The organism is uncultured Pluralibacter sp. (assembly GCF_913775985.1).
Lineage (GTDB): Bacteria > Pseudomonadota > Gammaproteobacteria > Enterobacterales > Enterobacteriaceae > Pluralibacter.
This window is the reverse complement of the sequence record NZ_CAJYMB010000113.1, coordinates 33,865-59,002: the sequence shown is the minus strand read 5'-3', so window position 1 is coordinate 59,002 and position 25,138 is coordinate 33,865. Positions and strand designations below refer to the sequence as shown.

The following is a 25,138-nucleotide window of genomic DNA, read 5'->3' as shown; positions in this document are numbered from 1 at the left end:
GCAGGGCAGCCCTGCCAGGCAGGTCATCGCAACAGTTTAACCGTCGATATGTCCCAGTTGTGCCAGTGAAACAGTCTCGTTGCCTGCAACAATGATATGGTCAATCAGCCTTACAGCGACCAACTCAAGTGCCTTTTTCAAACGTCCTGTGATCGCAATGTCAGCCCGTGAAGGCTCTTTCAAAAAAGAGGGGTGATTATGGCTCACGATTATCGCCGCCGCGTTCAACTGCAGCGCCCTGTATACCAAAACCCGAGGGTGCACTTCGACGCTTGAAACAGATCCCTGAAACATCTCCTCGTAAGCAAGCAGCTGATGCTGGTTATTCAGAAAGGCAACTGAAAAAATTTCCCGGTCGCGGCCGGCAAGTTTTGCTCTGAAAAATTCTTCTGAGACCGCCGCTGAGGCAAAAAAGGTCCCGGTGGGATAGCGATGCTCGATGGCGCGTGCGGCTTCTTCCAGGATCTGACTCTCAGTGGCCATTACGTAATTACCCTGCGCATCACGAATCTGCAGACAAGTGAAAAAACTAACGTTATCACTCAGGGTTTCTATACGAGTAGCCATAGATTCAGAGGCGGTATTGATGATGTTTTGAGCATTATGTCTGGTCATTATTTCGGTCAGCGCGCAATCGGTAATCGCATCCAGGGTGACGTTTACGGGGGTGTTCTGCATGGCATAGCTCCTTAAATCCGCCTGAGTAGTGCAGCGCGTGCTGCGGGACCGGCAAAGGCCTTTTCTGACGCGGGTTTTCTCTTTCCGGTCTGGCCTTTCGCGGCAGGGGCAAAGGAGCAACGACGAAGTGAAGGTATAAAGGGGCGACGACAAAAAGTTTTTGACGCCCCTGGCAAAAAGTTTTTGGCGGCGTGCATTTCACCCCTTTCTGCCTGAACCGGCGGTGCTACGACCAGCCCACCGCGCAAGGGCTGGCCGGAATGCAGGGAAGCGTCAGAAGGGAAGTTTCAGGCCGCCCAGCGGACTGACCTCAGAGTCCCGGCGACAGGCCGGGACGGTGAACGCGACGGCGCAGCCGTCTGCAGCCGTTGACCCTGGACATCAGCCCGAAACCGCTCGCGGCCGAAACCCGCAGGGGTTCGGTGGCGCTTGGCGGCTTTGCCGCTTAGCGACATAGGGCTCGACGACCCGGCTTGCCGGGGAGCCGAAGGGGGCCCGTGAGTAATTATTTTGATTTTTGTTGGTCTTATATTTTTCCTAACCACTTTCGAAACTAGAGAAAACGCTCTTCATCAAATTCATGGCGCTGAACATTAAGTATTTGAAGAAAATGACAATAATTTTTTATTTAAAGTTAGCCAAAATATCATACTGTATTTCCATTTGTTCATATAAATCATCAAATGTATAACAAGTGATGTGTTTGTCATAAATTGTTGAGCATTCAATTCTTTTTTGAAACCTATGTCGACAATCGCTTTTGCCTATGGAGCTATTCCTGCCAATAATAAGTGCACCATAAGATTTTATAGTTCGCCTGCCAAATTCAGACAACATATTTGATGTGCCATCATTCTCTCGCAGATGGTGGTACCAGTCAATTACTTGACTATATCCATGCTCGAACCTTGGTGACCAAGAATGCGCTAGCGTTCTTTTATTAATTGTTTTAGTAAAGATCGACCCCTCAGTAGCATTTTCAAATTCAATAAAAGCAAACTCGGAGTGAGAATTATTTGAAACAACAAAATCAGCCCTATATTTACCTAAAATTGGGAGTTCATTATTATACATAGACGGGCCACCCAAACCTACCACTCTGCCCATTAATAAAATCAACTGGGGCCTGGCCTCAAAAAATCCAAGCAGATAAGTCTCTTTTATTTCTGCCTGAGTAGATAGTAAATTTTTTAGTTCGTCTAACTCATGTCTAGACCTTGATTGGTCTAATTGGCCAGATATCAATGTAATCATTTACTAGGTCTCATTAAGCCATGCGTTTCCCGATGGCTTACCAAATCTACTATCGTGCAGGATTCATTTCCATCCTCAAAATAGTATATGATAAATAAGTCATAGTTAATTCTGAGTTTATAAAACCTTCTGCTTTTATGCTCCACTAAAATCATTGCATCAATCACATCCCCATCTTTTATTCTTTCAATTATATGAAATATTTTATCGCTAACCTCATGTGACTGTTCACGAAGCTTTTGTACAAACCTCTGGGATAACTGAACCTTTACACTCATAAATGATAACCTACTAAAGTTACAATACGTTAATTAACACATGAGATAATCATATTAAACATCCCAATTTAAGCTTAGCAACCCCAATACATCTAAACACAGGTATCATAATTTAACATAACCTCTTAAAGAAAATAAAGATAAAATACAAAGCTTTTTACCAACATCTCTCCCATGAGAAAATAAAGCACTTTACATATATGCAAACGAAATCGATTGATATATAAAAGCCATTCCTACAACACACATTTAGAAAATAACTTCTCTGGTTTAATTGAGTGAAAACGCTTCTCAAAACATTCAGTACCTAGCATTAAATATGACATTAGATTCACTTGTTCACTAGCATAATTTATCAGCTGCAGTTGGCGTTAGGAATAGAGCGGACAGGATTCTTCTCCATCTTGGCGGTCTTCCTCCTGCTCCGATGATTGAGAACCAGCGCGGTGATGATGGCCCCGCCGCCTCCGCGCTTACGTCCAGCTCGCTGTAATTACCCAGAGTTGAAAAAGTGCCAGCGCACCTCCCCTTTCAGCTTCATAAAGCCGCCGCCGGGCAGCTGCGCAAACTTCCATACGCCGCGCACATAGTCGCTGAGAAAGCGATCGGCATACTGGTATATGTTGAGTTCGGCGCGCATGAAATCGCCTGTAAAAAGTATCGGCAAAAAGCACATTTTCACGTAACCGTCCAGGATCTGCGCCGGCTCGGGCGCGTGCAGTGCTGTGTTCATCAGAAACCTCCGCAGTCAGAGTGGATAACCGTTCCGGCCTGTGCCGTGACTGAATGGCAGCCCGGCGAAAGCGGAGTGTTCAGGAGCGACGCCGCAGGCCGCAGCGCAAGCGAGCGGGCGAGGACGGCGAGCGAAGCGATCTCTTGAACACGCAGCGGCTGGGCTAAAGTGAAGTCACGGCACCGGTAGCAGACCGCACGTTTTTCCTCCCCCGCCGCAGGCGGCATGAAAGTGGCGCGCAGAAACGTCCTTTTATCGTGTTTCAGGCAGAGTAAGTTAAGTCTGCCTGTACATGCATGGTCCCGGGACAGAATAGGCCGGCAACGTCCTCAGGCTGTCAGGCCCGTTAAAAAGATAAATACCGCTCTGTCCTGAACTCAGCCCAGACCGAAGGGTATCTTTAGCCCTGCAACGCGGTGAGCCTGAATTTTGCAAGGTTGGTCAGTACTGACCCCATGAGGATATGAAATGACTGTTTATCTCGGAATTGATATTGCCAGTAAGAAATTTGATGCTGCTTTACTTAGCAATGATAGTTACCGATGTAAAGCATTTGCTAATTCAGTGGCGGGTTTTACAGCACTTCTGAAATGGGCCGGCGTGGGGGATTTTTTTAGAGATCCACGCATGCATGGAAGCCACCGGTGATTACGGGACAGCTCTCGCTACGTTTCTATATGAGAAAAAGATAAAAGTCAGTGTGGTAAATCCCTCGCGCATAAAGGGTTATGGTATGGCGGAGCTATCACGTACAAAAACAGACAAGAGTGATTCAAAGCTGATTGCGCGTTTCTGCAGGGCAACGATTCCGGCGCAGTGGCAACCTGTACCGCAGCCGGTCAGGACATTACAGGCTCTGGTACGCCGGATGGATGCGCTGAAAGGCATGCTGCGGATGGAATCTAACCGTGCTGATAATGCAGATGCCAGCATTCAGCCTTCACTCCTGAGGATTACCAGTCACCTGAAAGAAGAGATTGAAGTGATCCGGCAGGAAATTAAAAAACATATCAGCTGTAATGATGAACTGAGAAGGCAGGAGGCATTGATAAGTTCAATACCGGGTATCGGGAGCGTTACGGGAGCCGTAATTTTATCATTTATGGCAGACAAACAGTTCAGTAAGGCTAAGGAAGTTGCAGCTTTTCTGGGCCTTAACCCACGCCACCATCAGTCTGGCAGTTCGGTGAGGGGCAAATCAAGGATGTCAAAAACAGGAAATGCATATCTGCGAAGCACTATGTATATGCCCGCTCTGGTTGCACTGAAGCATAACCCTGATATCCGGGCATTCGGCCACCGCCTTCGGCTTGCCGGAAAGCCGGGGATGCTTATAGTCGGTGCGGCAATGCGCAAACTCATACATATTATATTTGGTGTACTACGCTCGGGCACAGTTTATGTGCCTAAAATAACTGGAGAAACTGCTTGTCAATGACTGTACAAATACATACAAACTGACCTGCTCACCGATGATTAATACGGCGCGACGACAGTAATGTCCGCAGATCGCTTATAGCGGACCTGACATAAGCGTCCGATTCGTGCTCAGGCTGTGTGAAAACTCTGATCCAGAACTGAAGTACGCGCATCTACAGCCAGAGCCATCACGTCCGCTTCTGGCACAGAACGACTGGCTAGCTGGGCAGCGGGCCGCTGAGAAAGCGGAGCTGACATCCTGTTTAACAAAAAGTAGTATTGTTCTACAAGCAACTTTCATAATGAGGTTTTATGAAAATAAGAAAGTTTCGAAATGGGGATGAAATCTTATTATTTAAAGTGTTTTACTCTTCTGTACATACCATCGCATCACACTACTACACACATGAACAGATTGATGCCTGGGCCCCGGCAGATATCGACTTGGAGCACTGGGCCAATCACATGAAGGAAATACGCCCTTTTGTTGTAGAGCTGCAGGGTGAGATAGCTGGATATGCAGATATTCAACCAAATGGATACATTGACCATTTCTATGTCTCAGGAACCTGTTCGAGACGGGGGGTAGGAACACTACTGATGAATTGCATTCATGAGGAAGCGAGACAGCTTGGAATTAGTGAGCTTACCTCAAAGGTAAGTAAGGCTGCGGCAGAGTTCTTTTTAAGACACGGCTTTCATTTAGTGGAGCGAGGTTTCCCTATTTGCCGTGGTATTACATTAGAAAATTCATTGATGCGGAAACATTTGGCGAAATAAAAAAACGGCAAAAGGCAGCATTCTTCTTTTGACTAGTTGATCTCAGCAAATCAATGTAATGAATATCCACTCCTGGCACGGAGCGGACCTTTGCATCGCAATGGCCGCTGTGAGATGTAAGTTCAATGGGTCGATGCAACGCTATCCTTGATCAAGGGGGAGCAGGTCACCCGCACTCTGTCTGATAAATAAGCTCAACGGTGTCGTTGATCAGATTCTCTACATGGAACGCGATCATCCCATCAATAATTTCTTCTCTGAATCATTAAGAGATTTACTCATCTTACGTCCCTTTAAGTCAGTTAATTTACAAAGAAAATTATCAATGCTGTCAAAATCAACTGCGTTTTAATATAAAAGACTCGGCCTTCTCACTCTTAAACACACTTCTGTTACCCCGGAACCATGAAAACATTTCAAAGTTGTTTTTCACCTGCAACTTTTTCATAGCTGTTCTTTTATAATAACTGACATTCTGCTCGGTTGTCTGCATGAGCAGCGAGATATCCCTGGGTTTCATGCCGGTCATAAGAAACCAGATGATACACACCTCCTGACTTTTCAGGCGAATTTCTGTTCCGGCGGCGTTAATAACTTGCATTGTACTCTGCTCTGCTCTCTCAGACAGAGACCTTTCAGATTGCATGGGTTTATTCCTTTCAAGTGAAAAAACTATTTTAAGAAAACCAAGCAGAAGAGCAGCTTAAATTTAATTTACTTTTATAAACCAAAAAAAACATATATTATTCAGTGCGTTACATCACTAGATTGAATGGGTCGACCATTATCATCGGATAAGTTAATGGGTAAAGGCCGGTTAGTTAATCAAAATAATTACTTTTTTTTTACCGAATGGACTATAAGTAATGATTAGGAATTTTCTTAGACGAACAGTAACAGCAATAAAAATAATTAAAACGCCTTTCACAGAGCGTTGTTTCAGTCACCTGCCAGGGCTTTAATAAAAATGAGACGCATTTACATTATTGGCGATAACGTCAAATTTATTCTTTCTGAAAAATGTCTGGTCAGGCTGGACAATGATACTAAAGTCAAACTAAGAGCACCAGGCGCCTTCTGCCTGCTGTTACTGATTGAAAATCAAGGCAAACTGGTCACTCACGATGACCTGTATAAATTTGGCTGGGAACGCTTTGGCATGACAGCTTCGCTGAATGTGCTGCATAACACCATTTTCTATTTACGAAAAATGCTGAATCAGGCGGGGGATTTCGACAATGGGATTATCGAAACCATTCACCGGCGGGGCTTTATATTCAATCTGCAGGTTTCTGTTGCACTAACCAATATCAATATGGACACGCCTGAAGAAGAAGAAGCGATGCAGGCGGAGCAGCAGGATCAGGACAGCGATGACGCGGAGGGCTTTCTCTTCCCGGCAGAGAGTGAAAGGGCTGAGCAGCAAAACAGCGACGCGTCACGCGCAATGGCCGGACAGGATAACCCGCCGGAAATCCGCCCTGCTCCGCGGCAGGCCGGTGAGACAGAATCAGTTAAGGCTAAGCCAGACATGAAAAGCAGCAGTAAGACATTCAGCAGTCCGGGCCTGATTCAGCCCGAGGGGGTTGCGATTAATTATTCGGCCTCTCTCAGGACTTCAGATACTTTGTCCGGGCCAGCGGTAAAAAAGCGTGCTGTCACCATTGCGTGGCCGCGCTATGTTTTGCTGCTCAGCATCCTGCTGATCGTCGCCTGCTCACTCATCCTCTACCCTGCGGTTTCGCCCGGAAATTATGTTAATACGGGAAAACTGGGGGCCTGTGAGGTTTATCAGAATAACCGTGCTTACGATTTCAAGAACCTCAAAATGGTGGATTACCTCAGTCGTTTCTGTAAAGAGCCCAGGGTGCTTTACCTGACCAATTATCCCTACAGCAATAAGGTCTCCGCGATAAACTGCCGCGAAAAGATCGCCCTGTTCTCGGACGACATCTGCTATTCAAACTATTTTATTTACAAAGACACGGGTTATTATCATGATTAAAAGGATTTTTTTTCTCTCAACCGTGGGGCTGGCTGTCGCACTGACGGCTTTTACGATCTGGTATAGATATGGCATTACATCCGGCTTCTCCTGCTCCGGCAACATTAATTTTCACAGAGAGTCGGGTATTCTGCGTCTTTCAATGAAACTGAATATTGATGAAAATAGCGGAACACTCTCAATGAACGGATTTGTAACTCGCGAAGATGGCACCCGTGAGAATGTAAACCGGACGGTAGTCTTTACCAGTCATCATGTCGGCTCGCGGTATACCTGGGTCTCGGGTCAAATCCTCGCCTCTATTGACGATAAACTCTCACCTGAAATGGCCAGCGTGTGGTTTCCAGAATTTTATCGTCAGCCAAAAAGTAAGGTTGAACTGTTAATTTCCCGGTTGAATATTAATTCAGTGATGCTCTCCGGTGAGTTCGTTCCATATTATGTCTGTACTCAGCGACACTGACGCTGCCGCCATGAATCCACCGTAAGTGGGATGAAATGCGCCGTTCATTCATCTCACTGCGCGATAAGGTGATTTATCGATGCACCTTTTAAATTTTCTTTATTTTTTTATAAATTTAAAAAAATCAGTGACTTGAGAGCATGAGCGCCTCCATCCTCCCCGTAATTTTCAAGTAAAAACACTCCGATTAATAAAAAATAAGGCAAATAAATTTTAATTAAAGTGCCATCTAACTAATACTTTGTTTAAATTCAGTCACACATTATCTGGCTGAACTTTATCTTGTATAATAATTAACATTTCAGTTTCATTCTGACGGCATCAATTATTTCGGTAATCTTGCATATGACATATCCTGATGGTAACGCTATCTTCCTGAAAAGAAGATCTGTTGTATAAAACAAAGAAAATTCAATTGAAATGGGATCCAAAGGTTGATTTTTTAACCCTCAAGACATCTTCAGGATAATATCCTGCGCGCCTTTAAGGCAATAGTAAGGAGATGACAATCGCTCACACTCAGACAAATAATTAAGGACATATAGATGAAAATCTGGCCTTTTACCAGCACCACTCAATTTTTAACGGCAATCTGCGCTACGTTTTTTTTCCAAACCACACATGCAGCTATGTATGTGTACCCGATGGAGACCACGGTTGGAGAAAACGGTACATCTCAGATAAGAGTAATATCCCAGAATGATGAAGTTGAGTTCGTTAAAATAAAGTTAAAAAAAATAATAAATCCCGGAACCAAAAATGAACATGAGGCAGATGCCGATATGACTGACGCCAGCCAGATTGTTGTCACACCACAGAAAATAGCACTAGCGGCTGGCGGAGAGAGAGTAGTGAGGATTGTTTCAATGACTCCACCTGAAAAAGAAACCACCTGGAGGGTTTATTTCGAAGGTGTTAGCGAGACCGCTTTCAATAATAACTCAGATGATAAAAAAAATACTGAAAAAGCGGCGCAGGTTGGTGTTAACATTATATGGGGAGCCCTAATTCACGTAAAGCCGCGTAGAACTGAGGTTAGCCTGAAATATATTCCTTCAACAGGAAGGTTGTTTAACGACGGCACCATCCGCATCCCGGTAACTGACATAGGTTTATGCAACCCAAGCGGGGAATGCAGCTGGAGAAAAAAGACTCTGACCGTTTATCCAGAAAGCATCATCCCAGCTCCGGGAATACGTTTCTCAGCTGGCAGCACTTACAAAATAAAATATTTCAACTGGACTAATAACAGGACGGAAGAAATTGAACTGCCTGCATCGCAGGTACATTGATCCCTTTTGGTAAAAGGGTATACAAACCTAAAAGGAAACCTTAATGAAAAGTAATTTTAAGTTTAACCTTGCTGCATTCGCGCTGGTCACCGCCTTTAGCGCCGGTGCCGCTCAGCGTGACATCACCGTTACTGCCAGCATCGATCCAACAGTCGACGTGACGAAAGCCGATGGCTCTGCACTGCCAGCTGCTGTGGAAATGCAGTATCTTCCGGGCAAAGGTCTTCAGGCTCATCAGGAACAGATTAAGTTCTGGTCTAACACTGAGGACCGGGCGCTGAATGTGAGCCTGGTTGCAGAACCTTCACTGACTGATACTCAGGGAGCAAACGCTATTCCACTGAGCGTATCCATTAATGGTCAGACGCTGTCCACGGCTGCTACCTCCTTCGCTTATGCGACTACGTTTCCCGGTGGTGTTACTAATGGTTCATCTGCAATGCCTCTGGTTATCTCTCAGAAAACGCCAGGTGCTGTCACAGCAGCAGGTACCTACAGCGGTGTTGTAAGCCTGGTGGTGACTCAGGCAGCTGCTCCTTCAAATAATTAAATTGCCATACTAACGGGGCTCTGCGCCCCGTTTACATCATGGATATTATTAAGACGGGAAGAGTGGGATGTGTAGCAGCCTGAAATTTATAGCCGCAGTAATCGCGGCTGCACTGCCCTCGTTCGAAGGAGTTCAGGCCGCGATTAGTGTACCCGTGGGTTTTGAAGAGCTCGCACGTGGTCAGAATATGATGCTGGACGTATCACTCTACGGTGAAACTCTCGGCGTCTTTCAGGCCCGGGTCGACCTTGAACACGTACAGTTTCTGCAGCCTGAAGCACTTATCGCCGCCGTGCTGAAGAAATATGCGGCCGCTTCAGGGCTCGGCACCCTGCTGAATCGCTCAATGAATTCTCCCCTCAGGCGTAACGGTAATCTTGCCTGCGGCACCAACGGCAGGGCCCCCGGTTGCGACTATATTGAAACTGATAGCGTGGCCATTATTTACGATGAAAATAATGCCCGGGTCGGTTTATTTCTTGGGCCGCAGTTTCGCCCTAAAAATGACGCGCAGGACGTCTATTATGAGGCCAGTGCGGATAGCAGTAATGCGCTGATTCATCAGCAAAACGTCAACTTTGTTGCTGACAGAAACTATCAGTCCGCCTCCGTCCAGGGCAACGGTTCGCTGGGCGTGACACAGAATGGCTATCTGAATATTGACTGGAACTGGCAGGGCCAGCACGCGCGTTCATCCAGCGTGCAGGAGGCGGAGGTCAGCAATGCCTATTTCCGGCAGGACCTCTGGAAGCGCGTCTATGTTCAGGGCGGGCTGATGGATGCACGCGACATTTTCAGCAACGCCGGCGGCAATATCAACCTCAGTCAGCTGCCACTGGGTAAAATTCGTGGTGCGCGCCTGGGGTCCACCCTGTCATGGATCAACATGGATAAGGTATCCCGGGGCACGCCCGTTAACGTTTTCCTCTCCCAGGACTCACGGGTGGATGCTTACCGCGATGGCCAGCTGCTCTCCTCTTTCTACCTTAAGGCAGGCGCGCAGGAACTTGACACGCGAACCTTCCCGGCCGGCAGCTATGTCGTTTCTTTGCGCATCTATGAAAACGGCCAGCTGGTCAGAACCGAAACTGTGCCCTATACGGGTACCGGCAGCGCGCAGCCTAGCTCCTTTCAGTGGTTTATTCAGGGCGGGAACATCAGCGACGACGGCGGCGTCAGGCCGCGCTCTGATGATGACAGCAGGCGCGTTGTGCAGGGCGGATTGCGCCTGCCCGTGACCGCAAACGCATCACTGACCGCAGGCGCTGCCCTCCTCCGCGATGCACGCTACTGGGAAGGTGCCGCAGACTGGGCGCACGGATTCAGTTCAGGCCCTCTTGATGGCATGCTGACAACGCGCGCCAGCTATCTGTATGGCAGCGACGGCTCCCGGGGGAATATTCAGCAGCTTAACTACAACGACGGCTTTTCTCTCAGCTTCTACCGTTCGTCAATGACCGCACCTGACTGTGACAATCAGGCAGAACACCGCTACAGCTACAGCGGCTGTTATAAAAGTACTAACGTCATGCTGTCCGTCCCCCTTTCTCAGTGGTACGGCACGCTGGGCTACGCGCTCAGCAGTAACGAAGGCCGCTACGTATATCGTCGTGATCTGCCCGATGATGACAAAAACGCGCAGGCCGGCGTGCCCTGGGAGCAGGTATATCAGACGCGCTCGCGCAGCCGGACCTGGCAGACCGGCGTGACGCGACAGTTCAGATGGAACAGCATCAACGTCAGCTCAAGCGTTAATGCGTTTATGCGTAAAGACAGCGGCTATGACGGCACGGACAAGGGTGCCTTCCTCACCTTCAGCCTGTCGCGCGCCTCAGGCGGCACCGCACGGTCAAGAAGCACGGCGTCTGCGGGCGCAAGCTGGCAGACCAGCCAGCGCGGCGGCGACCGGCTGGGCTACAACGCGGCCTACAGCCATTACGCAGATGACACAGGTGAAAACGAGCTCGGTACCTCACTTTACGGCGTCAATTCGGACACCGTGACCGCTTCGGCGTACGGCCGGGCCGGTGGGCAGTACGGCAGCGGCGCGCTTACCGTCAGTGACGCCTGGCAGAAAACGGGTAATGCCCACACGCTGAGCAGCAGCGGAAATTACAACTCTTCTCTCGTTATCGACCGGAAGGGTCTCTTCTGGGGGCGGTGGGGAGACGGCACCCCGTCCTCGGCCGTGACGGTGGGGGTAGAGCAGGACGACGAACAAAAGGACTCAAGAGTCAGCGTTTCGCTGGACAGCGGGGGGCGGAGTGACATAAGCGGCAACAGTCACGCCCTGTTTACCGTGCCCGGCTACCGCGAGACGACGTTCACTATCACGGAGTCCGCGTCATCACCGGCAGGTACCAGCAGTGAAATCAGCAAGGGAGCCGGCTCGCGTACGTTATTCATGACCCCGGGTCGGGTGTTTAACCGCAGCATTGCGGTCAGCACCCGCTACACGTGGCTGGGGCAGATGACCGACGCGCAGCACCGGCCACTTGAGGGCGGAATACCGCTTAACGTCATGTCCTGGACGCCGCTCGGCGGGGGCGGGTTCACGCTGGAAACGAACAGGCCGCTGAAAATGCTGTACGTGATGAAGGACCAGGCGTTCTGGCAGTGCAGCATGAAAGTAAGGGCGGTCCGTGACGTGGTGCGTTACGTAGGGGCAACGACGTGCGAAAGCACGGACATGGCTAACCTGCCGGGAGCAGAGCAGAAGCAGGTTGAGCTGATGACTGCGGGCAACGTTCGTGATGCCCGCCCAACGGCAATGAACGAGTAAGGAAAGAATGTGAAATTATTCTGTTATCTGGGGCTGATTCTGGGCGCGCTTGGCGCCAGCGTTGCGCCGTGCTACGCGGTATACGAGGCCCCCATGGCCAGGAACACGACGCTGACGGCGAAATATGACCGGATGTCCGTCCCCTCATCCCTCACAATATGGGATCATCTCTCGGGCGGGAGTGACGGGAGTACTAACAACTCTGATATATGGGCGCGAAATTCTCTTGTATGCAAAAGTACATCAGACCCCATTTATGGTGCCTGTGCCAATACCAGCCCAGTGTGGGCGGGCTCTGACAGTGATTCCAATATAGTACTGAAGTTTACGCGAGATGGTACATCGACTTCGGTAAACCTGACTGTTGTTGGACTCCGCAAAGCTTCTCCTTTTTGTTATTATAGGCCAGCATCTTCTGCCGCTGTATGTTCGGATTCACCTGGTCCTGTATTATTTACTTATAGTATCGCCCAGAGCGAGCTTGCAAAACTCACCACACCCGGGGTATGGAGGGCTACGCTCAAACAGGACCTGTGGCAGTGGACCTCAACTTACCTGTATACATGGACGGCCAATGTTGTTCTGACGGTGACGGACCTTAACAACCAGCAGATTTATTTTCCGGCCTTCCCCTACAGCGCGCCAAGGGTCGACCTTAACCTTAATAACCGGCCGGGAACCAGTAAAAATGCCACTGCCAGCGGCAGCGCGTCCCTGGATATGTGCCTGTACGACGGCAGCAACTCCTCAAGCAACCGCGTGAATATGATTTTTAGCGATGAGGGAGCGAGCGCGACGGGCAGGGCTGCCGGACTTTTCTCCGTCTATCGCACCGGCGCAGACAAAACGCAGGCTGCCAATCGCATTGACTACCAGGTCAGCGTCATTAACCCGACGACGGGAGTGGCTCAGGAGATAAAAAACGCTACCGAAATCAGCTGGAGCAATACTAACCAGCGTAATATCCAGCGTCAGGTCGTATTGCCGGGCGTGCCGGGAGTATCGCTCTGCGTCCCTGCCCCCATACAGATCATCACGCCAGCCTTTAATCTGGCGGATAAGGCTGCAGGGTATTACACGGGTAAATTAACCATTATTTACACACCGTCGACACAGAGCAACGTCGCCAACTAGCTGAAGTGATTTTCTTCATGTGTTACCCGGCAAGCACAGGCTTTGCAGCCGGTAGCAGGTTTTGTCCGTCACCGGGCGCAGCAGCCCGGCGCAACCCGCCAGAAACAGCTGAATGCCTTCTGATTCAGCCCGCACGTATGCCGGACATACCTCGCCCCGCATCAGCGTTCGCACCTCACTCACGTTCTCCTTCAGGCCGGTCACACACCGCCTGTTTACACACCAGTTCGGCATGATTCTCTCCTCAGTCAATGGTTGCACGGCCTCACCTGCGCCGTGCCGACACAGCAGCCGGGCGCAAAGTGAAGCCAGCAGGGGCGACACCGGAAGCCGCATGCGCCGCCGGAGCGGACTGAATGTCTCGCGCACGGCGGGGAACGGGTGAGCAGTTGTGTTTAATGTCAACTTGGGAGGGGGTTAGAAGTCGCGCAGTGGTTGCAGGTGATGAACGTCCGCTATGAGCTGTAAGTTCAATGGGTCGATGCAACGCTATCCTTGATCAAGGGGGGCGTTGCCATGAAACGAAGAACTCGCATTTATCAAACGTGCAAATCCTGCCTGAGATTCATTGTGATAAATGCCAAAGTTAAGGCTGTTCGCTACTGAAGCCGTGACGGCTTCCAGATCTATACCTTTTGCCCATGTAGATCTCGTCAAATACTGATGCACAGCCTGTATGTCCAACTTTGTGACCTGCCCCCAGTATTAGATACAACCTTCAGTTAGTAATGTCGGTTTGTTTACCTTCACATTCTCCATTTCGCCACCGTGCTGCAAACTCTGATGGCGTCTGATAATTCAGTGCTGAATGTGGACGACACTCGTTATAATCCTGCCGCCAGTCATTAATGATTTTCCTGGCGTAAACGATATCGCTGAACCAGTGTTCATTCAGACATTCATCGCGAAAGCGTCCGTTAAAACTCTCAATAAATCCGTTCTGTGTCGGCTTGCCGGGCTGGATAAGACGCAGCTCCACGCCATGCTCAAAGGCCCATTGTTCCAGTGCACGGCAGGTGAACTCCGGCCTCTGGTCAGTTCTTATCGTCGCCGGATAGCCCCGAAACAGTGCAATGCTGTCCAGAATACGCGTGACCTGAACGCCTGAAATCCCGAATGCGATGGTAATTGTCAGACACTCCTTCGTGAAGTCGTCCACACAGGTCAGGCACTTGATCCTGCGACCGGTGGCCAGCGCGTCCATGACGAAATCCATCGACCAGGTCAGGTTGGGCGCCGCCGGGCGGAGCAGCGGCAGACGTTCTGTTGCCAGCCCTTTACGAAGTCGTCTGCGTTTTACGCTCAGCCCGTTCAGATGATAAAGGCGGTACACGCGCTTGTGATTAACATGAAGGCCTTCACGGCGCAGTAACTGCCAGATGCGACGGTAGCCAAAACGCCTGCGCTCCAGTGCCAGCTCAGTGATGCGCCCTGATAAATGCGCATCAGCCGCCGGGCGCTGAGCCTCATAGCGGCAGGTCGACAGAGACAAACCTGCAAGCCTGCAGGCACGACGTTGCGACAGACCGGTCGCATCACACATAAACTCAACAGCTTCCCGCTTCTGGTCTGTCGTCAGTACTTTCGCCCCAGAGCCACCTGAAGTGCCTCCTTATCCAGCATGGCTTCGGCAAGCAGCTTCTTGAGGCGGGCGTTCTCCTCTTCAAGAGATTTAAGCCGCTTCACCTCAGGAACTTCCATGCCACCAAACTTCTTGCGCCAGGTGTAAAAGGTGGCGTCGGAAATGGCGTGCTTGCGGCAGAGCTCACGGGCAGAAACTCCGGCTTCCGCTTCGCGAAGAATACTGATGATCTGTTCGTCGGAAAAACGCTTCTTCATGGGGATGTCCTCATGTGGCTTATGAAGACATTACTAACATCGCGGTGTATTAATCAACGGGGAGCAGGTCACTATTGATACTAATGCCTGCTTTGTGCCATAAGCGGACGTTGCTTGCATCATAAGACGCCAGTTTGCGCGAGAGCCAGCCATAGGTTTTAGCCCCTGTTAAAAACTTTCTTTGGCTCGAAAGTTTTATGAAGCTATCAGCTTACTGACACGGATACTGTTACCTCCCCTCTGACATAATGCTATATTTACTGCTGCTTCGTTTATCGGAGGATTTATGGGTTCGGGCGAGGATAATAATAAAAAACCACTGGAGCTCATTGGTAGCATCATCCGCAGACTGCTCAGCCAGAAAGCCACGGTAGGGAAAAACGAAGTGATATATGCACTGGAACTGCTCAGCAAAAGCACCGCGGATCGGCATGTGCGGGAAAATAGTCTAAAGGCGATTCAGATGCTAAATCGCCGGATACATTGAATGAGTAAGGCAAAACCTAACCGATGCAGGATAACAATTAGTGCCTAATACTCTGCTGGTAAGGCAATTCGCGCGATAACCACTTAATTTCAGCACTGCAATTATCGTAACAGTGGGCTGTGGAGAGAAGTCTTTCGGTCTGCCTGATTGCTTCTCTGATGATTTCACGACGAGCTGCCTCTGTCTCAGCCTTAAGCATCTGTTTGAGCTGTTGAGCCAGATTATGCACGCTGACGACATCTTCATCCTCAAGCAGCAATAATATGGCTTCGCCAATTACGACATTGACCTTTTCTTCTTCACTCCTGAACATATCAATCTTCCTGTTGCCTGGCGGTAAAAGTCCGCCGCGGCGGACAAGCAGTATTGCTTTTGAGCGTCTATAACCGTTGTCTGGTTTCAGTAGCAGCGCTTACCTGGCTGAACTGTGTAATCATACCTGCCCTGAGTGTAACAGAATGGGACCAGCCTGCCTGAAGTTTCACCAGCCCGAGGTCGCACCTTTTATTCCAGCCCTATTGAGATGATGATGGGTCTGCGAGACTCAGTGTTATGCGTGAAAGTTTCATCAAGCCTCTTTTATACCAGAGGTGTACTGGCCTGCTCTCCATTGATTTACTCAAACGTTGTTAGCAATGTCCGTTTTTCGCTCAAAGCGGAAATTCGCCTGAGTACGGTCCACTTTGTGCCAGAAACGGACGTTGATATCATCAGAGAAAGCCAGTCGCTCTCTGTAATACTCGCGCTACGCTTCTGACTGCTGACGCTCTACCTCTGCCGGGTTCACCGGCAGATTCAGGCGTTCTTTGTACGCGACACCGGCCGCGGCTAAATCCACGCTGATCCGATCGCGCTCTTCCCGGGGCCGGGCGGCAAGGTTATGTGACATGATAATCCCTCCGGACAAAAGTATACCGCCTATGCTGAATAGCAGGAGGGGCTTATGTGTGGACGATTTGCGCAGTACAGCAGCAGAGATGACTACTTTGACGCTCTGGGTATTGGCCCGGAAGAACTGACCCGGGATGCTGAACCCATTGGCCGGTACAACGTGGCGCCGGGGACTAAGGTTCTGTTGCTCAGTGAGCGTGACGGCAAGCTGAAGTTTGATCCTGTTTACTGGGGCTACGGTCCGGAGTGGTGGGATAAACCGCCGCTCATCAATGCCCGCAGCGAAACGGCTGCGACAGGGCGTATGTTTAAGCCCCTGTGGGAATACGGGCGGGCCATTGTGCCGGCATCGGGCTGGTTTGAGTGGAAAAAAAGCGGTGCCGGAAAACAGCCCTATTTCATTTATCACCGAAACAGAGAGCCGCTTTTTTTTGCGGCCATCGGGAAGCCGCCTTTTGACCGGGAGCACGGTCAGGAGGGTTTCGTCATCGTCACCGCAGCCAGCAATCAGGGGATGGTAGATATTCACGATCGCCGTCCTCTTGTGCTGAAGGCCGACGCGGTCCGAGAGTGGCTGAGTCATGACACTTCGCCGGCGCGCGCGGCAGAAATTGTGCGTGACGGCGCGCTACCTGAGTCCGTCTTCACATGGCATCCGGTCGCGGCAAAGGTCGGCAACGTTCACAACCAGGGGCCAGACATTATCCGGAACACCGGCGATGGCTGACAGAGTGTCCGGACATCTGCTTATGAAAGGCGCCGGTACGGGCTGCAGTTTATTTACCCCCTGGTGAACACGGAGAAGATAATCCCGTACCGGCACCGGTTAATTTAGCACGGTGGTGTCCCGTCGCCACCGGCGGGCGCGTCAGCACCTGATTCAGCCCGCATCCAGAGGGCCTGACGGGTGAGCCATAAGCCGGGGGAGTGGAACACGGTGCCCAGCTGCTCCGCCAGCGTCTGCGTCACCGGCAGGCGCCCCGCCAGAAAAGCCCGGACGATATCGCTGTCCAGCCCGCAGCGGTCACACAGCTGCGTCACGGAGATATCGTGCTCAGTCAGAAGATAAGCGAGAAAACGTGCGGGAGAGGTGTGGCCATCCATAGATTGCCCCGGAGACTGATGAGGAATTTCGTCCAGATTAGAACGGTGCGTCAGGTCTGCACAACGGGTCCGGAAAAAAAATACCTGCCGTTAACTGCCAGCCCGCCACGCTCGCCGCAGTCACGGCTGAGGCGTACCGCAGCAGCGCGAGGAACGAACAGTCGTGCCGAGGAAGCGTCATTTCACCGATGCCGGCATGAACTGCTTACGCACATTACGCTTATTCTGCATTTCACAAAACCAGCCCGGCCACAGAGCGCCGGGCTGTAACGGTATACCGGAAACGCCTCTCCACATCTGCCGGCCCTGACCTGAGCCATAGTGGCGCTGCTCAGCATCAGCCAGGCCGACCTTCATAAAAATTTCCCGGCGGCTCAGTCAGATGGCTTCGCTTCTGCCCTAACCCGTTTCGCTCCCTCTTGCCAGATAATTCCGCCTCAATAATACTGTATGTATAAACAGTAAAATAACGGGAGGAATTTTATGCGCGATTTACTCTGCACTTTCGCAGTCACAATGCAGCATGGCCGGGGCATCAGATCATGAACCCGGGCAGCTATACCGCCGGCCTGACGCTGCTCTGGCCACCCATTTTTACGCCCCGGGTCCGGGTACCGCTTTATGCCGATCCGTGCGCCGCCGGCTTCCCCTCACCTGCACAGGACTACGTCGAGAAAGAACTCGATCTGAACGAGCTGTGCATCCGCCGGCGCGCCTCAACCTTCTTCGTGCGCGCCAGCGGCAACAGCATGCGTGACCTGGGTCTCTGCGACGGCGACGTCATGGTGGTTGACCGGGCCGAGGAAGCTGCGCACGGCGATATCGTGATTGCCGAGGTCAACGGCGAGTTTACGGTCAAGCGCCTGCAGCTGCAGCCCAGGCTCGCGCTGCTGCCCATGAACCCGGCCTACCCGGTGATCTACCCGGAGGAGCTGCAGCTGCTCGGCGTAGTGACCTGGTTCTTTAACAGCACCCGTGCCCGCCGGAGGTGATCATGCCCATGTTTGGTCTGGCCGACGTCAACTCCTTTTACGCCAGCTGTGAGGCGCTGTTCCGCCCTGACCTGCGCGGCAGACCGGTGGTCGTGCTGAGTAATAATGACGGCTGCGTCATCGCACGCAGCGCGGGCGCCAAAAAACTCGGCATAAAAATGGGCGCCCCGTGGTTTCAGATAAAGGGGCAGGATTTTGCCGAACGCGTGCATGTGTTCAGCTCAAACTATGCGCTTTACCACTCGTTATCGAACAGGATCATGATGGCACTGGAGGAAATGACGCCGAAGGTTGAGCAGTACTCCATTGACGAGATGTTCCTCGATTTAACCGGCATCGATGGCTGCGAGGACTTTGAGCACTTCGGCCGGCGCCTGCGCGCCCACGTGCTGGCCACGACCGGCATGACCGTCGGTGTGGGCATGGGGCCGACAAAAACCCTGGCAAAATCAGCGCAATGGGCCAGCAAGGAGTGGCCGCAGTTCCGCGGTGTGCTGGCACTGACGCCGGATAATCCGAAGCGTACCGCGGCGCTGCTGGAAAACCAGCCCGTAGAGGAGATATGGGGAGTTGGTCGGCGCATCGCCAAACGGCTCAACCTGATGGGCATTGAAAACGCCCTGCAGCTCTCACGCGCGCACCCTGCCCTCATCCGTAAAAACTTCAGCGTGGTGCTGGAGCGCACCGTCCGCGAGCTCAACGGCGAATCGTGCATTCCCCTTGAGGAGTTTGCGCCGGCGAAACAGCAGATCGTCTTCAGCCGCTCCTTTGGCGAACGCATCACGACAAAAGTGGCCATGCAGGAAGCGCTGTGTCAGTACGCCACCCGGGCGGCGGAGAAGCTGAGAAAGGAGCGCCAGTTCTGCCGGCGCATCAGCGCTTTTATACGGACCTCGCCGCACGCACAGGGAGAAGTCTTTTACGGCAACAGCGCCGGCGAGAATCTCACCCTACCCACGCAGGATACGCGCGACGTGATCGGGGTGGCGATGCGATCGCTCGACCGCATCTGGCTTGACGGGCGGCGATATATGAAGGCCGGCATAATGCTCGATGACTTCACACCAGACGGCGTCAGTCAGCTGAACCTGTTCGATGAGGATAAGCCGCGGGCAAACAGCGCGCAGCTGATGAAGGTGCTGGACGGCATTAACCAGTCCGGGCTGGGACATATGTGGTTTGCGGGACAGGGGATTAATACTGAATGGAAAATGAAGCGGGAATTGCTCAGCCCCGCATGGACCACGCGCTGGTCAGACATTCCTGTAGCGCGCGTATTTTAACCAGACAGAATATGCAAAACCGATGTCTCATGGTTTAACTTTTTATTTCACACAGACCACATTCAGAGGCGGCTCAGATTGCTGTGGCAGCGAAGCGACTTTCGGGTAAGCCTGAGAATACGGCGGATTTCGCTCTCAGTAGCGCGCCATCATGCTTTGATGGCGCAGTCAGACCCACGCTGGCACTGCTGCAGTAAAGCGTTGTGAAGGCCTCACCCGCAATGACCGGACAGGTGCTCTGAACGGAGGGAGAAGGCAGGATACAGTCTGTGGTTCCGTCCGGGCGGTAACGCACCAGACGACTCCCGCCCCATTCTGCATTCCAGAGATACCCTTCGGCATCCACACAGGAGCCATCAGGAGCACCTTTCCCTTCAGTTTCGGTGAACACTCGCGGATTTTTCAGAGAGGGATAATCGCAGCAGAAAATCCGCCCCTGCATTGAGTCGCAATAATACATTGTCCCGCCATCCGGGCTGAAGCAGATGCTGTTCGGGATGGCCACCTCAGGCAGAGAAAGCGTCTCGACAGTGAGTGTCGCTGCGTTGAGCCTGTGAAACTTACCAATAACTTTCGCCGGATAGCCGTCATCCATGGTTCCAAAGACGAAGTTACCGGCTCTGTCACAACGTCCATCCCCTGTACGGGTCCCCTCCTCACCCGGCGAATCTGCTACCGGGGTAAACTCACCGGTATCAAGGTCACAGAAGGCCAGTCGGGAAGCAAGCGCCATTAGCAGGACGTTCGCTTTTTCAGTCAGTGCAAACGAGCCGAGACGTTCAGGCAGTGACCATCGCATCACGATGCCGGTATCTTCTTCCAGAGCGAGTAGCTCACTGCTTTCAATGTCAGTCCAGTAAAGCCTGCGTGTTCTTTCGCACCAGAGCGGGCACTCTCCCAGCACATTTTTAACATCTGCTGCTACTGCAAACATGTTTTTCTCCAGGTATAAGTACGCATTGCGCCTGTATAAAAGCTGCGTGCGTCTGCACCTGAGCAGACGCACGTAATGATCCGTTCGCTCGGTTAATGCAGAAAACGCTCAGAGAGTCTGTCACCGAAAAGCATGACGGCGAGTCCGGTCAGCATGACCAGCATTCCAGCCAGCTTAAGTAAAGTAACCGGCCGCCTGGTCGCGCCCAGCAGACCAAAATGGTCGATCATCTGAGATGAGAGCAACTGCCCGACAATGGCCAGTCCGAGCAGGGCTGAAAAACCAATTTTCGGTGCAAGTACCACGTAGCTGAACAGCGCGCAGGCACCTATCAGTCCGCCTGCCAGACTCCACACAGGCTGAGAAGGAATAGCGGCAAGTGAGGTGAATAATCCCCCGCGCAGCAGCGAGTAAATTCCGAGGCTGAATGCCCCGGCTGAAAAGGAAAACAACGCGGCGGTGACCGAGTCGCCTCCGAGCCCTTTTGCAAGCTGGCTGTTCAGGGTTGTCTGCAGGGTAATGCCCAGGCCCGCAGCAAAAGCTATTACGTAATAAATCGCGCTCATGCTTTTGGTCTCTGTCAGTTAGCCTGCACCAGTGGCAGAAAGTTTTCCGCAAATATGTCAGGCTTGTATCCTGCTGCCGCAAAAAGATGTTCACGTGATTCATCAATGGCTGCGCGCAGGCGCTCGCTGTCCACACCCAGCACTTTGCCGTTCTGCTTGACGATACGCCCACCGATCATGACGGTATCGATATTACTGCGCTCGGTTGCATGCACCACCGTACCAAACGCATTGCCATTCGGGTAAAGGTTGAGATCTGTCGCGCTAATCAGTACCAGATCAGCCTGTTTACCAGGCGTCAGGCTGCCCACTTTATCCTGCAGTCCTGCACAGAAAGCCCCATCCACGGTTGCCGATTTAAGAAGCTGTGCTGCCGGAAGCGTAGTCAGCGTATGGTCTGAATCACAGCAGTGCTGCCTGTGCATACCCATGACACGCTGCAGATAAAACGCCACGCGCATTTCCATAAACATGTCGGTGCTGTAGGACGTTTCATTATCCACGCTCAGCCCGGGATTGATGCCATGACGCTGTGCGGCCTCAATAGCAAACATTCCGTTTTCGATGCCATAATGCGAGTCAGAGCGCGGGCAGACGTTCACCCGTACACCGGCTTCCCGCAGAATTTCCCATCCCTCGTCAGGCAGTGCCGTGCAGTGATTAAAAATATTGTCCGGGCCAAGCAGGCCTTTCTGGTGCAGTGGCTCAAGTTCAGAGGCCATCTGAGCACCGAAAAATTCAGTGACAATAGGCAGTCCGAGCCTGCGTGCTTCAGCCCACAGCTCTGGCTCCAGCTGAGCCATAACGCCCAGGGAAACGAGACTTTCCGGGTTATCTTTAAAATATTTTTCCTGCAGGCGCAGCCAGTTACCCGGCCAGTGCGCTTTATCCCATTCGCCAGCTACCGGTGCGCCGGAAGCATGGATGGCGCGAATGCCCGAATCAAGGAGTGCCTCAACGGCGGCGTCAGAATGCGCAGCGGTGCGGCTGTTGTGGGAATTATCGATGATTGTCGTGATGCCAGCGTCGATAGCGCCCAGTGCCGTCAGGAGGTTACCCACATAGATGTCAGAAGGTCGATAGTATTTGGCAAAAGAGAAGTGAGTGGCGTTGCTGTAGTCGTCCAGACAAGTAGCGTTGGGGTTGATGCGGCGCAGCTGCCCCTCCCATGAGTGACGATGAGAATCGACCATACCCGGTATGGCGATCATGTTCGTGGCATCAATCACATGGGCTCCATGAGCATCCAGATCCTCACCCACAGCGGTAATGGTTGAACCGCTGATAAGAATATCTCCGCATTCAATGTTACCTACGCGGTCATCCATACTCAGTATGGTTGCGCCACGGATCAGAGTTAATGGCGGATTTATGCTCTGATTATTAACAATATTTCTGGAGTAATTTGTCATTTTACAGCCTTATTACGAATCAACAGTCAAACCATACGCCAGGTTATTAAGCCTAAAAAGCCGCATAACGCGTTTTCATAATTCACTATTTACGAATAATAAGGTTAAATATTCAGACGTAACGAAGCGAAAGGAGCAGGAAGATGGATCGTATCCAGGCTATGCAGATTTTTACACGGGTAGCTGAAGCCGGAAGCTTTGTCAGGGCAGCGGAGACACTTTCACTCCCCTCATCTACCGTTACGAGCACCATTAAAAATCTGGAAAAGTACCTGCAGGTCAGACTGCTTAACCGAACGACGCGGCGGGTCAGCCTCACTCCTGAAGGGCTGCGGTATCTCGAAAAGTGCCGGGAAATACTCTCCTTAATCGAACATACAGAGTCAAGCCTGGCGGATTCAGGCAGGCGTCCCCAGGGACCGTTACGCATTGATATGCCCGGTGGGATCGCCCATTTCATCGTTATGCCACATCTGAAAGACTTCAACCGGCGCTATCCTGATATTTACCTGATGCTGGGCGTGAGTGACAGGCAGGTCGATCTGGTTCAGGAGGGCGTGGATTGTGTGATCAGGACAGGTGAGTTGCTTAACTCCACACTTGTTGCCCGTCCACTGGGGAGGTTTCGCTGGATCACCTGCGCCTCTCCGGACTATCTGCGGGAGTACGGGATCCCCCAGTCTCCTGCAGATTTGTCACATCATCGGGCTGTACACTATTTTTCTGGACAGACACGGCGTACCAGCGAGTTACACTTTGTTCAGGGAACGGAAACGCTATCGATACCGGTCAGCGGTCAGGCGGCCGTTAATGAGACGGGGCTTTATATAAAGATGTGTCTGGAGGGTTTCGGTCTGGCTCAGCTTGCTGAGAGTGTTGTCTCAGAACACCTGAAGAAGGGAACACTGGTGGAAGTGCTGGCCGACTGGCAGCCGTCATCAGTCCCGGTCAACTTACTTTATCCCCATCAGAAATTCCTTTCCCCTGCCGTCAGCGCATTTGCAGACTGGATAAATGAAATTATGTGACACCTCAGTATCCGCTTTATCAACCCTCAAATGCTTTTCTAATTTGTATAGATTATCCATTCCACATAAACCACAGTATGTCGCAGCGGGTGATGATCGCCCTGGAGGAGATCACCCCTCGTGTCGAGCAGTATTCCATTGACGAAATGTTCCTGGACCTGACCGGCATCGATCGCTGTGAGGACTTTGAGCATTTCGGCCGGCGCCTCCGGGTTCACGTGCTGGCCACGACCGGCCTGGCTATCGGAGTGGGAATGGGACCAACAAAGACTCTGGCAAAATCGGCGCAGTGGGCCAGCAAGGAGTGGCCGCAGTTCCGAAGTGTGCTGGCACTGACGCCGGGCAATCCGAAGCGCACCGCAACGCTGCTGGAAAACCAGCCCGTGGCGGAGATATGGGGGGTTGGCCGGCGCATAGGCAAAAGACTCAACCTGATGGGCATCGAAAATGCCCTGCAGCTGGCGCGCACGCACCCTGCCCTCATCCGTAAAAACTTCAGCGTGGTGCTCGAGCGCACCGTGCGCGAGCTCAACGGCGAATCGTGCATTCCACTTGAGGAGTTTGCGCCGGCGAAACAGCAAATCATCTGCAGCCGCTCCTTTGGCGAGCGCATTACAACAAAAGTGCCCATGCAGGAAGCGCTGTGTCACTACGCCACACGGGCGGCGGAGAAACTGAGAAAAGAGCGCCAGTTCTGCCGGCGCATCAGCGTTTTTATCCGGACCTCGCCGCACGCACAGGGAGAAGTCTTTTACGGCAACAGCGCCGGCGAGAATCTCACCCTACCCACGCAGGATACGCGTGACGTGATCGGGGTGGCGATGCGATCGCTCGACCACATCTGGCTTAACGGGCGGCGCTACATGAAGGCCGGCATAATGCTCGATGACTTCACACCGAACGGCGTCAGTCAGCTGGACCTGTTTGATGAGGATAAGCCGCGGGCAAACAGCGCGCAGCTTATGAAGGTGCTGGACGGCATAAATCAGTCCGGGCTGGGGCACATGTGGTTTGCCCGTCAGGGTGTCGGCACTGAGTGGCATATGAAACGCGAGACGCTTTCGCCGGCATGGACCACGCGCTGGGATGACATTCCAGTTGCCCGCGTTTTATAGTCGGGCGAGCAAACGGAATATCGCCTGTTTTCTTCTTAGAGAGGTCTTTAAGTCAAACTATCTACCGGACAGGCCCTGAAGGCAGGCATAACACTTTTGTTTTGCGTTACTAACAGGGC

At 51.7% G+C, this 25,138-nt stretch carries 26 protein-coding genes and 2 pseudogenes; 14 read left to right on the top strand and 14 right to left on the bottom strand.

The features are described 5' to 3' along the window. Positions 1–36: 36 nt before the first annotated feature. The 3 genes from QZ766_RS13760 to QZ766_RS13750 all read right to left on the bottom strand — a co-directional run bounded on the left by QZ766_RS13760 (position 37) and on the right by QZ766_RS13750 (position 2,943). Positions 37–555: a JAB domain-containing protein gene (locus tag QZ766_RS13760; protein WP_297202933.1), complete on the bottom strand. Its 519-nt coding sequence runs from the start codon at positions 553–555 to the stop codon at positions 37–39. Positions 556–1,302: 747 nt separating this feature from the next. Continuing rightward, positions 1,303–1,932 (bottom strand): Shedu anti-phage system protein SduA domain-containing protein, encoded by a 630-nt coding sequence (locus tag QZ766_RS13755; protein ID WP_297202871.1) that lies wholly within the window; start codon positions 1,930–1,932, stop codon positions 1,303–1,305. Positions 1,933–2,703: 771 nt separating this feature from the next. Further along, the gene (locus QZ766_RS13750) at positions 2,704–2,943 is read right to left on the bottom strand and encodes a hypothetical protein (protein WP_297202870.1); all 240 of its coding nucleotides are present in this window, start codon (positions 2,941–2,943) and stop codon (positions 2,704–2,706) included. A gap of 468 nt (positions 2,944–3,411) precedes the next feature. On the opposite strand from QZ766_RS13750, the gene QZ766_RS13745 reads away from it, so the two are divergent. The 3 genes from QZ766_RS13745 (at position 3,412) to QZ766_RS13735 (ending at position 5,142) form a co-directional block, all read left to right on the top strand. Next, positions 3,412–3,591, top strand: a complete 180-nt coding sequence (locus tag QZ766_RS13745; RefSeq protein ID WP_297202868.1) for a hypothetical protein — start codon at positions 3,412–3,414, stop codon at positions 3,589–3,591. After that, entirely contained in the window at positions 3,575–4,381 is an 807-nt protein-coding gene (locus QZ766_RS13740; protein WP_297202866.1) for an IS110 family transposase, read from the top strand. Before QZ766_RS13745 ends, QZ766_RS13740 begins: the two co-directional genes overlap by 17 nt. A gap of 293 nt (positions 4,382–4,674) precedes the next feature. Beyond that, entirely contained in the window at positions 4,675–5,142 is a 468-nt protein-coding gene (locus QZ766_RS13735; protein ID WP_297202864.1) for a GNAT family N-acetyltransferase, read from the top strand. A 337-nt stretch (positions 5,143–5,479) separates the two neighbouring features. On the opposite strand, the gene QZ766_RS13730 is transcribed toward QZ766_RS13735, so the two are convergent. Beyond that, entirely contained in the window at positions 5,480–5,788 is a 309-nt protein-coding gene (locus QZ766_RS13730) for a LuxR C-terminal-related transcriptional regulator (RefSeq protein ID WP_297202862.1), read from the bottom strand. 321 nt (positions 5,789–6,109) lie between these two features. Here QZ766_RS13730 and QZ766_RS13725 point away from each other — a divergent pair, with 321 nt between their 5' ends. From QZ766_RS13725 to QZ766_RS13700, 6 genes are all read left to right on the top strand, one after another. Further along, the gene (locus QZ766_RS13725) at positions 6,110–7,147 is read left to right on the top strand and encodes a winged helix-turn-helix domain-containing protein (protein WP_297202860.1); all 1,038 of its coding nucleotides are present in this window, start codon (positions 6,110–6,112) and stop codon (positions 7,145–7,147) included. Continuing rightward, positions 7,140–7,610: a hypothetical protein gene (locus QZ766_RS13720; RefSeq protein WP_297202858.1), complete on the top strand. Its 471-nt coding sequence runs from the start codon at positions 7,140–7,142 to the stop codon at positions 7,608–7,610. The genes QZ766_RS13725 and QZ766_RS13720 overlap by 8 nt, the downstream gene beginning before the upstream one ends. A gap of 545 nt (positions 7,611–8,155) precedes the next feature. Continuing rightward, positions 8,156–8,902, top strand: a complete 747-nt coding sequence (locus QZ766_RS13715) for a fimbrial protein (RefSeq protein WP_297202856.1) — start codon at positions 8,156–8,158, stop codon at positions 8,900–8,902. 43 nt (positions 8,903–8,945) lie between these two features. Further along, entirely contained in the window at positions 8,946–9,452 is a 507-nt protein-coding gene (locus QZ766_RS13710) for a CS1 type fimbrial major subunit (protein WP_297202854.1), read from the top strand. Between the two features lie 187 nt (positions 9,453–9,639). Further along, entirely contained in the window at positions 9,640–12,234 is a 2,595-nt protein-coding gene (locus tag QZ766_RS13705) for a TcfC E-set like domain-containing protein (RefSeq protein ID WP_297202852.1), read from the top strand. A gap of 93 nt (positions 12,235–12,327) precedes the next feature. Then, positions 12,328–13,368, top strand: a complete 1,041-nt coding sequence (locus QZ766_RS13700) for a CfaE/CblD family pilus tip adhesin (protein ID WP_297202931.1) — start codon at positions 12,328–12,330, stop codon at positions 13,366–13,368. A gap of 15 nt (positions 13,369–13,383) precedes the next feature. Here QZ766_RS13700 and QZ766_RS13695 read toward each other — a convergent pair whose 3' ends face one another. The 5 genes and pseudogenes from QZ766_RS13695 to QZ766_RS13675 form a co-directional block, all read right to left on the bottom strand. After that, positions 13,384–13,551: a hypothetical protein gene (locus QZ766_RS13695; protein ID WP_297202850.1), complete on the bottom strand. Its 168-nt coding sequence runs from the start codon at positions 13,549–13,551 to the stop codon at positions 13,384–13,386. Between the two features lie 336 nt (positions 13,552–13,887). Then, positions 13,888–14,052: pseudogene (locus QZ766_RS13690) on the bottom strand (N-acetyltransferase); the annotation flags it as partial. 34 nt (positions 14,053–14,086) lie between these two features. Next, a protein-coding gene (locus QZ766_RS13685; protein WP_297202848.1) for an IS3 family transposase occupies positions 14,087–15,207 on the bottom strand; the annotation gives its coding sequence in 2 pieces (ribosomal slippage) (positions 14,087–14,949 and positions 14,949–15,207; 1,122 coding nt in all). 524 nt (positions 15,208–15,731) lie between these two features. Continuing rightward, positions 15,732–16,007 carry a hypothetical protein gene (locus QZ766_RS13680; protein WP_297202846.1) on the bottom strand — a complete coding sequence of 92 codons (276 nt, stop codon included), beginning with the start codon at positions 16,005–16,007 and terminating at the stop codon, positions 15,732–15,734. A gap of 435 nt (positions 16,008–16,442) precedes the next feature. Then, positions 16,443–16,583, bottom strand: a pseudogene (locus QZ766_RS13675) (DNA polymerase III subunit theta); the annotation flags it as partial. Positions 16,584–16,637: 54 nt separating this feature from the next. On the opposite strand from QZ766_RS13675, the gene QZ766_RS13670 reads away from it, so the two are divergent. Then, a complete protein-coding gene (locus QZ766_RS13670; RefSeq protein WP_297202844.1) occupies positions 16,638–17,312 on the top strand; it encodes an SOS response-associated peptidase family protein in 675 nt (224 codons plus the stop codon). A gap of 104 nt (positions 17,313–17,416) precedes the next feature. Here the strand turns inward: QZ766_RS13670 and QZ766_RS13665 are convergent, their stop codons facing one another. Further along, positions 17,417–17,689: an XRE family transcriptional regulator gene (locus QZ766_RS13665; RefSeq protein WP_297202842.1), complete on the bottom strand. Its 273-nt coding sequence runs from the start codon at positions 17,687–17,689 to the stop codon at positions 17,417–17,419. 177 nt (positions 17,690–17,866) lie between these two features. Further along, on the bottom strand, positions 17,867–18,046 hold the full coding sequence (locus QZ766_RS13660; RefSeq protein ID WP_297202840.1) for a hypothetical protein: 180 nt from the start codon (positions 18,044–18,046) through the stop codon (positions 17,867–17,869). A gap of 185 nt (positions 18,047–18,231) precedes the next feature. Here QZ766_RS13660 and umuD point away from each other — a divergent pair, with 185 nt between their 5' ends. Further along, on the top strand, positions 18,232–18,681 hold the full coding sequence (gene umuD / locus QZ766_RS13655) for a translesion error-prone DNA polymerase V autoproteolytic subunit (protein ID WP_021507970.1): 450 nt from the start codon (positions 18,232–18,234) through the stop codon (positions 18,679–18,681). 8 nt (positions 18,682–18,689) lie between these two features. Beyond that, the gene (gene umuC / locus QZ766_RS13650) at positions 18,690–19,964 is read left to right on the top strand and encodes a translesion error-prone DNA polymerase V subunit UmuC (RefSeq protein WP_297202929.1); all 1,275 of its coding nucleotides are present in this window, start codon (positions 18,690–18,692) and stop codon (positions 19,962–19,964) included. Between the two features lie 73 nt (positions 19,965–20,037). On the opposite strand, the gene QZ766_RS13645 is transcribed toward umuC (QZ766_RS13650), so the two are convergent. The 3 genes from QZ766_RS13645 to QZ766_RS13635 all read right to left on the bottom strand — a co-directional run bounded on the left by QZ766_RS13645 (position 20,038) and on the right by QZ766_RS13635 (position 22,876). Next, entirely contained in the window at positions 20,038–20,898 is an 861-nt protein-coding gene (locus QZ766_RS13645; protein ID WP_297202837.1) for an SMP-30/gluconolactonase/LRE family protein, read from the bottom strand. A 92-nt stretch (positions 20,899–20,990) separates the two neighbouring features. After that, positions 20,991–21,464 (bottom strand): DMT family transporter, encoded by a 474-nt coding sequence (locus QZ766_RS13640; protein WP_297202835.1) that lies wholly within the window; start codon positions 21,462–21,464, stop codon positions 20,991–20,993. Between the two features lie 14 nt (positions 21,465–21,478). Then, positions 21,479–22,876, bottom strand: coding sequence for an amidohydrolase family protein (locus tag QZ766_RS13635; protein WP_297202833.1), 1,398 nt, complete (start codon positions 22,874–22,876; stop codon positions 21,479–21,481). A gap of 143 nt (positions 22,877–23,019) precedes the next feature. Between QZ766_RS13635 and QZ766_RS13630 the strand changes: the two genes are divergently transcribed. Both QZ766_RS13630 and umuC (QZ766_RS13625) read left to right on the top strand, forming a co-directional pair. Continuing rightward, positions 23,020–23,904: a LysR family transcriptional regulator gene (locus QZ766_RS13630; RefSeq protein WP_297202831.1), complete on the top strand. Its 885-nt coding sequence runs from the start codon at positions 23,020–23,022 to the stop codon at positions 23,902–23,904. Positions 23,905–23,945: 41 nt separating this feature from the next. Next, a complete protein-coding gene (gene umuC, locus QZ766_RS13625; RefSeq protein WP_297202927.1) occupies positions 23,946–25,019 on the top strand; it encodes a translesion error-prone DNA polymerase V subunit UmuC in 1,074 nt (357 codons plus the stop codon). Positions 25,020–25,138 lie beyond the last annotated feature (119 nt).

What these genes read in the sequence shown, in the direction of transcription:
- QZ766_RS13740 (WP_297202866.1), top strand. Translation starts at nt 3,575, where the DNA reads ATGGAAGCCACCGGTGATTACGGGACAGCTCTCGCTACGTTTCTATAT.
- QZ766_RS13705 (WP_297202852.1), top strand. Translation starts at nt 9,640, where the DNA reads ATGATGCTGGACGTATCACTCTACGGTGAAACTCTCGGCGTCTTTCAG.
- QZ766_RS13660 (WP_297202840.1), bottom strand. Translation starts at nt 18,046, where the DNA reads ATGAAGGTCGGCCTGGCTGATGCTGAGCAGCGCCACTATGGCTCAGGT.
- QZ766_RS13750 (WP_297202870.1), bottom strand. Translation starts at nt 2,943, where the DNA reads ATGAACACAGCACTGCACGCGCCCGAGCCGGCGCAGATCCTGGACGGT.
- QZ766_RS13635 (WP_297202833.1), bottom strand. Translation starts at nt 22,876, where the DNA reads ATGACAAATTACTCCAGAAATATTGTTAATAATCAGAGCATAAATCCG.
- QZ766_RS13670 (WP_297202844.1), top strand. Translation starts at nt 16,638, where the DNA reads ATGTGTGGACGATTTGCGCAGTACAGCAGCAGAGATGACTACTTTGAC.
- QZ766_RS13700 (WP_297202931.1), top strand. Translation starts at nt 12,328, where the DNA reads ATGGCCAGGAACACGACGCTGACGGCGAAATATGACCGGATGTCCGTC.
- QZ766_RS13665 (WP_297202842.1), bottom strand. Translation starts at nt 17,689, where the DNA reads ATGGATGGCCACACCTCTCCCGCACGTTTTCTCGCTTATCTTCTGACT.
- QZ766_RS13745 (WP_297202868.1), top strand. Translation starts at nt 3,412, where the DNA reads ATGACTGTTTATCTCGGAATTGATATTGCCAGTAAGAAATTTGATGCT.
- QZ766_RS13755 (WP_297202871.1), bottom strand. Translation starts at nt 1,932, where the DNA reads ATGATTACATTGATATCTGGCCAATTAGACCAATCAAGGTCTAGACAT.
- QZ766_RS13725 (WP_297202860.1), top strand. Translation starts at nt 6,110, where the DNA reads ATGAGACGCATTTACATTATTGGCGATAACGTCAAATTTATTCTTTCT.
- QZ766_RS13645 (WP_297202837.1), bottom strand. Translation starts at nt 20,898, where the DNA reads ATGTTTGCAGTAGCAGCAGATGTTAAAAATGTGCTGGGAGAGTGCCCG.
- QZ766_RS13710 (WP_297202854.1), top strand. Translation starts at nt 8,946, where the DNA reads ATGAAAAGTAATTTTAAGTTTAACCTTGCTGCATTCGCGCTGGTCACC.
- QZ766_RS13715 (WP_297202856.1), top strand. Translation starts at nt 8,156, where the DNA reads ATGAAAATCTGGCCTTTTACCAGCACCACTCAATTTTTAACGGCAATC.
- QZ766_RS13720 (WP_297202858.1), top strand. Translation starts at nt 7,140, where the DNA reads ATGATTAAAAGGATTTTTTTTCTCTCAACCGTGGGGCTGGCTGTCGCA.
- umuC (WP_297202929.1), top strand. Translation starts at nt 18,690, where the DNA reads ATGTTTGGTCTGGCCGACGTCAACTCCTTTTACGCCAGCTGTGAGGCG.
- umuD (WP_021507970.1), top strand. Translation starts at nt 18,232, where the DNA reads ATGAACCCGGGCAGCTATACCGCCGGCCTGACGCTGCTCTGGCCACCC.
- QZ766_RS13630 (WP_297202831.1), top strand. Translation starts at nt 23,020, where the DNA reads ATGGATCGTATCCAGGCTATGCAGATTTTTACACGGGTAGCTGAAGCC.
- QZ766_RS13730 (WP_297202862.1), bottom strand. Translation starts at nt 5,788, where the DNA reads ATGCAATCTGAAAGGTCTCTGTCTGAGAGAGCAGAGCAGAGTACAATG.
- QZ766_RS13640 (WP_297202835.1), bottom strand. Translation starts at nt 21,464, where the DNA reads ATGAGCGCGATTTATTACGTAATAGCTTTTGCTGCGGGCCTGGGCATT.
- QZ766_RS13680 (WP_297202846.1), bottom strand. Translation starts at nt 16,007, where the DNA reads ATGTTCAGGAGTGAAGAAGAAAAGGTCAATGTCGTAATTGGCGAAGCC.
- QZ766_RS13735 (WP_297202864.1), top strand. Translation starts at nt 4,675, where the DNA reads ATGAAAATAAGAAAGTTTCGAAATGGGGATGAAATCTTATTATTTAAA.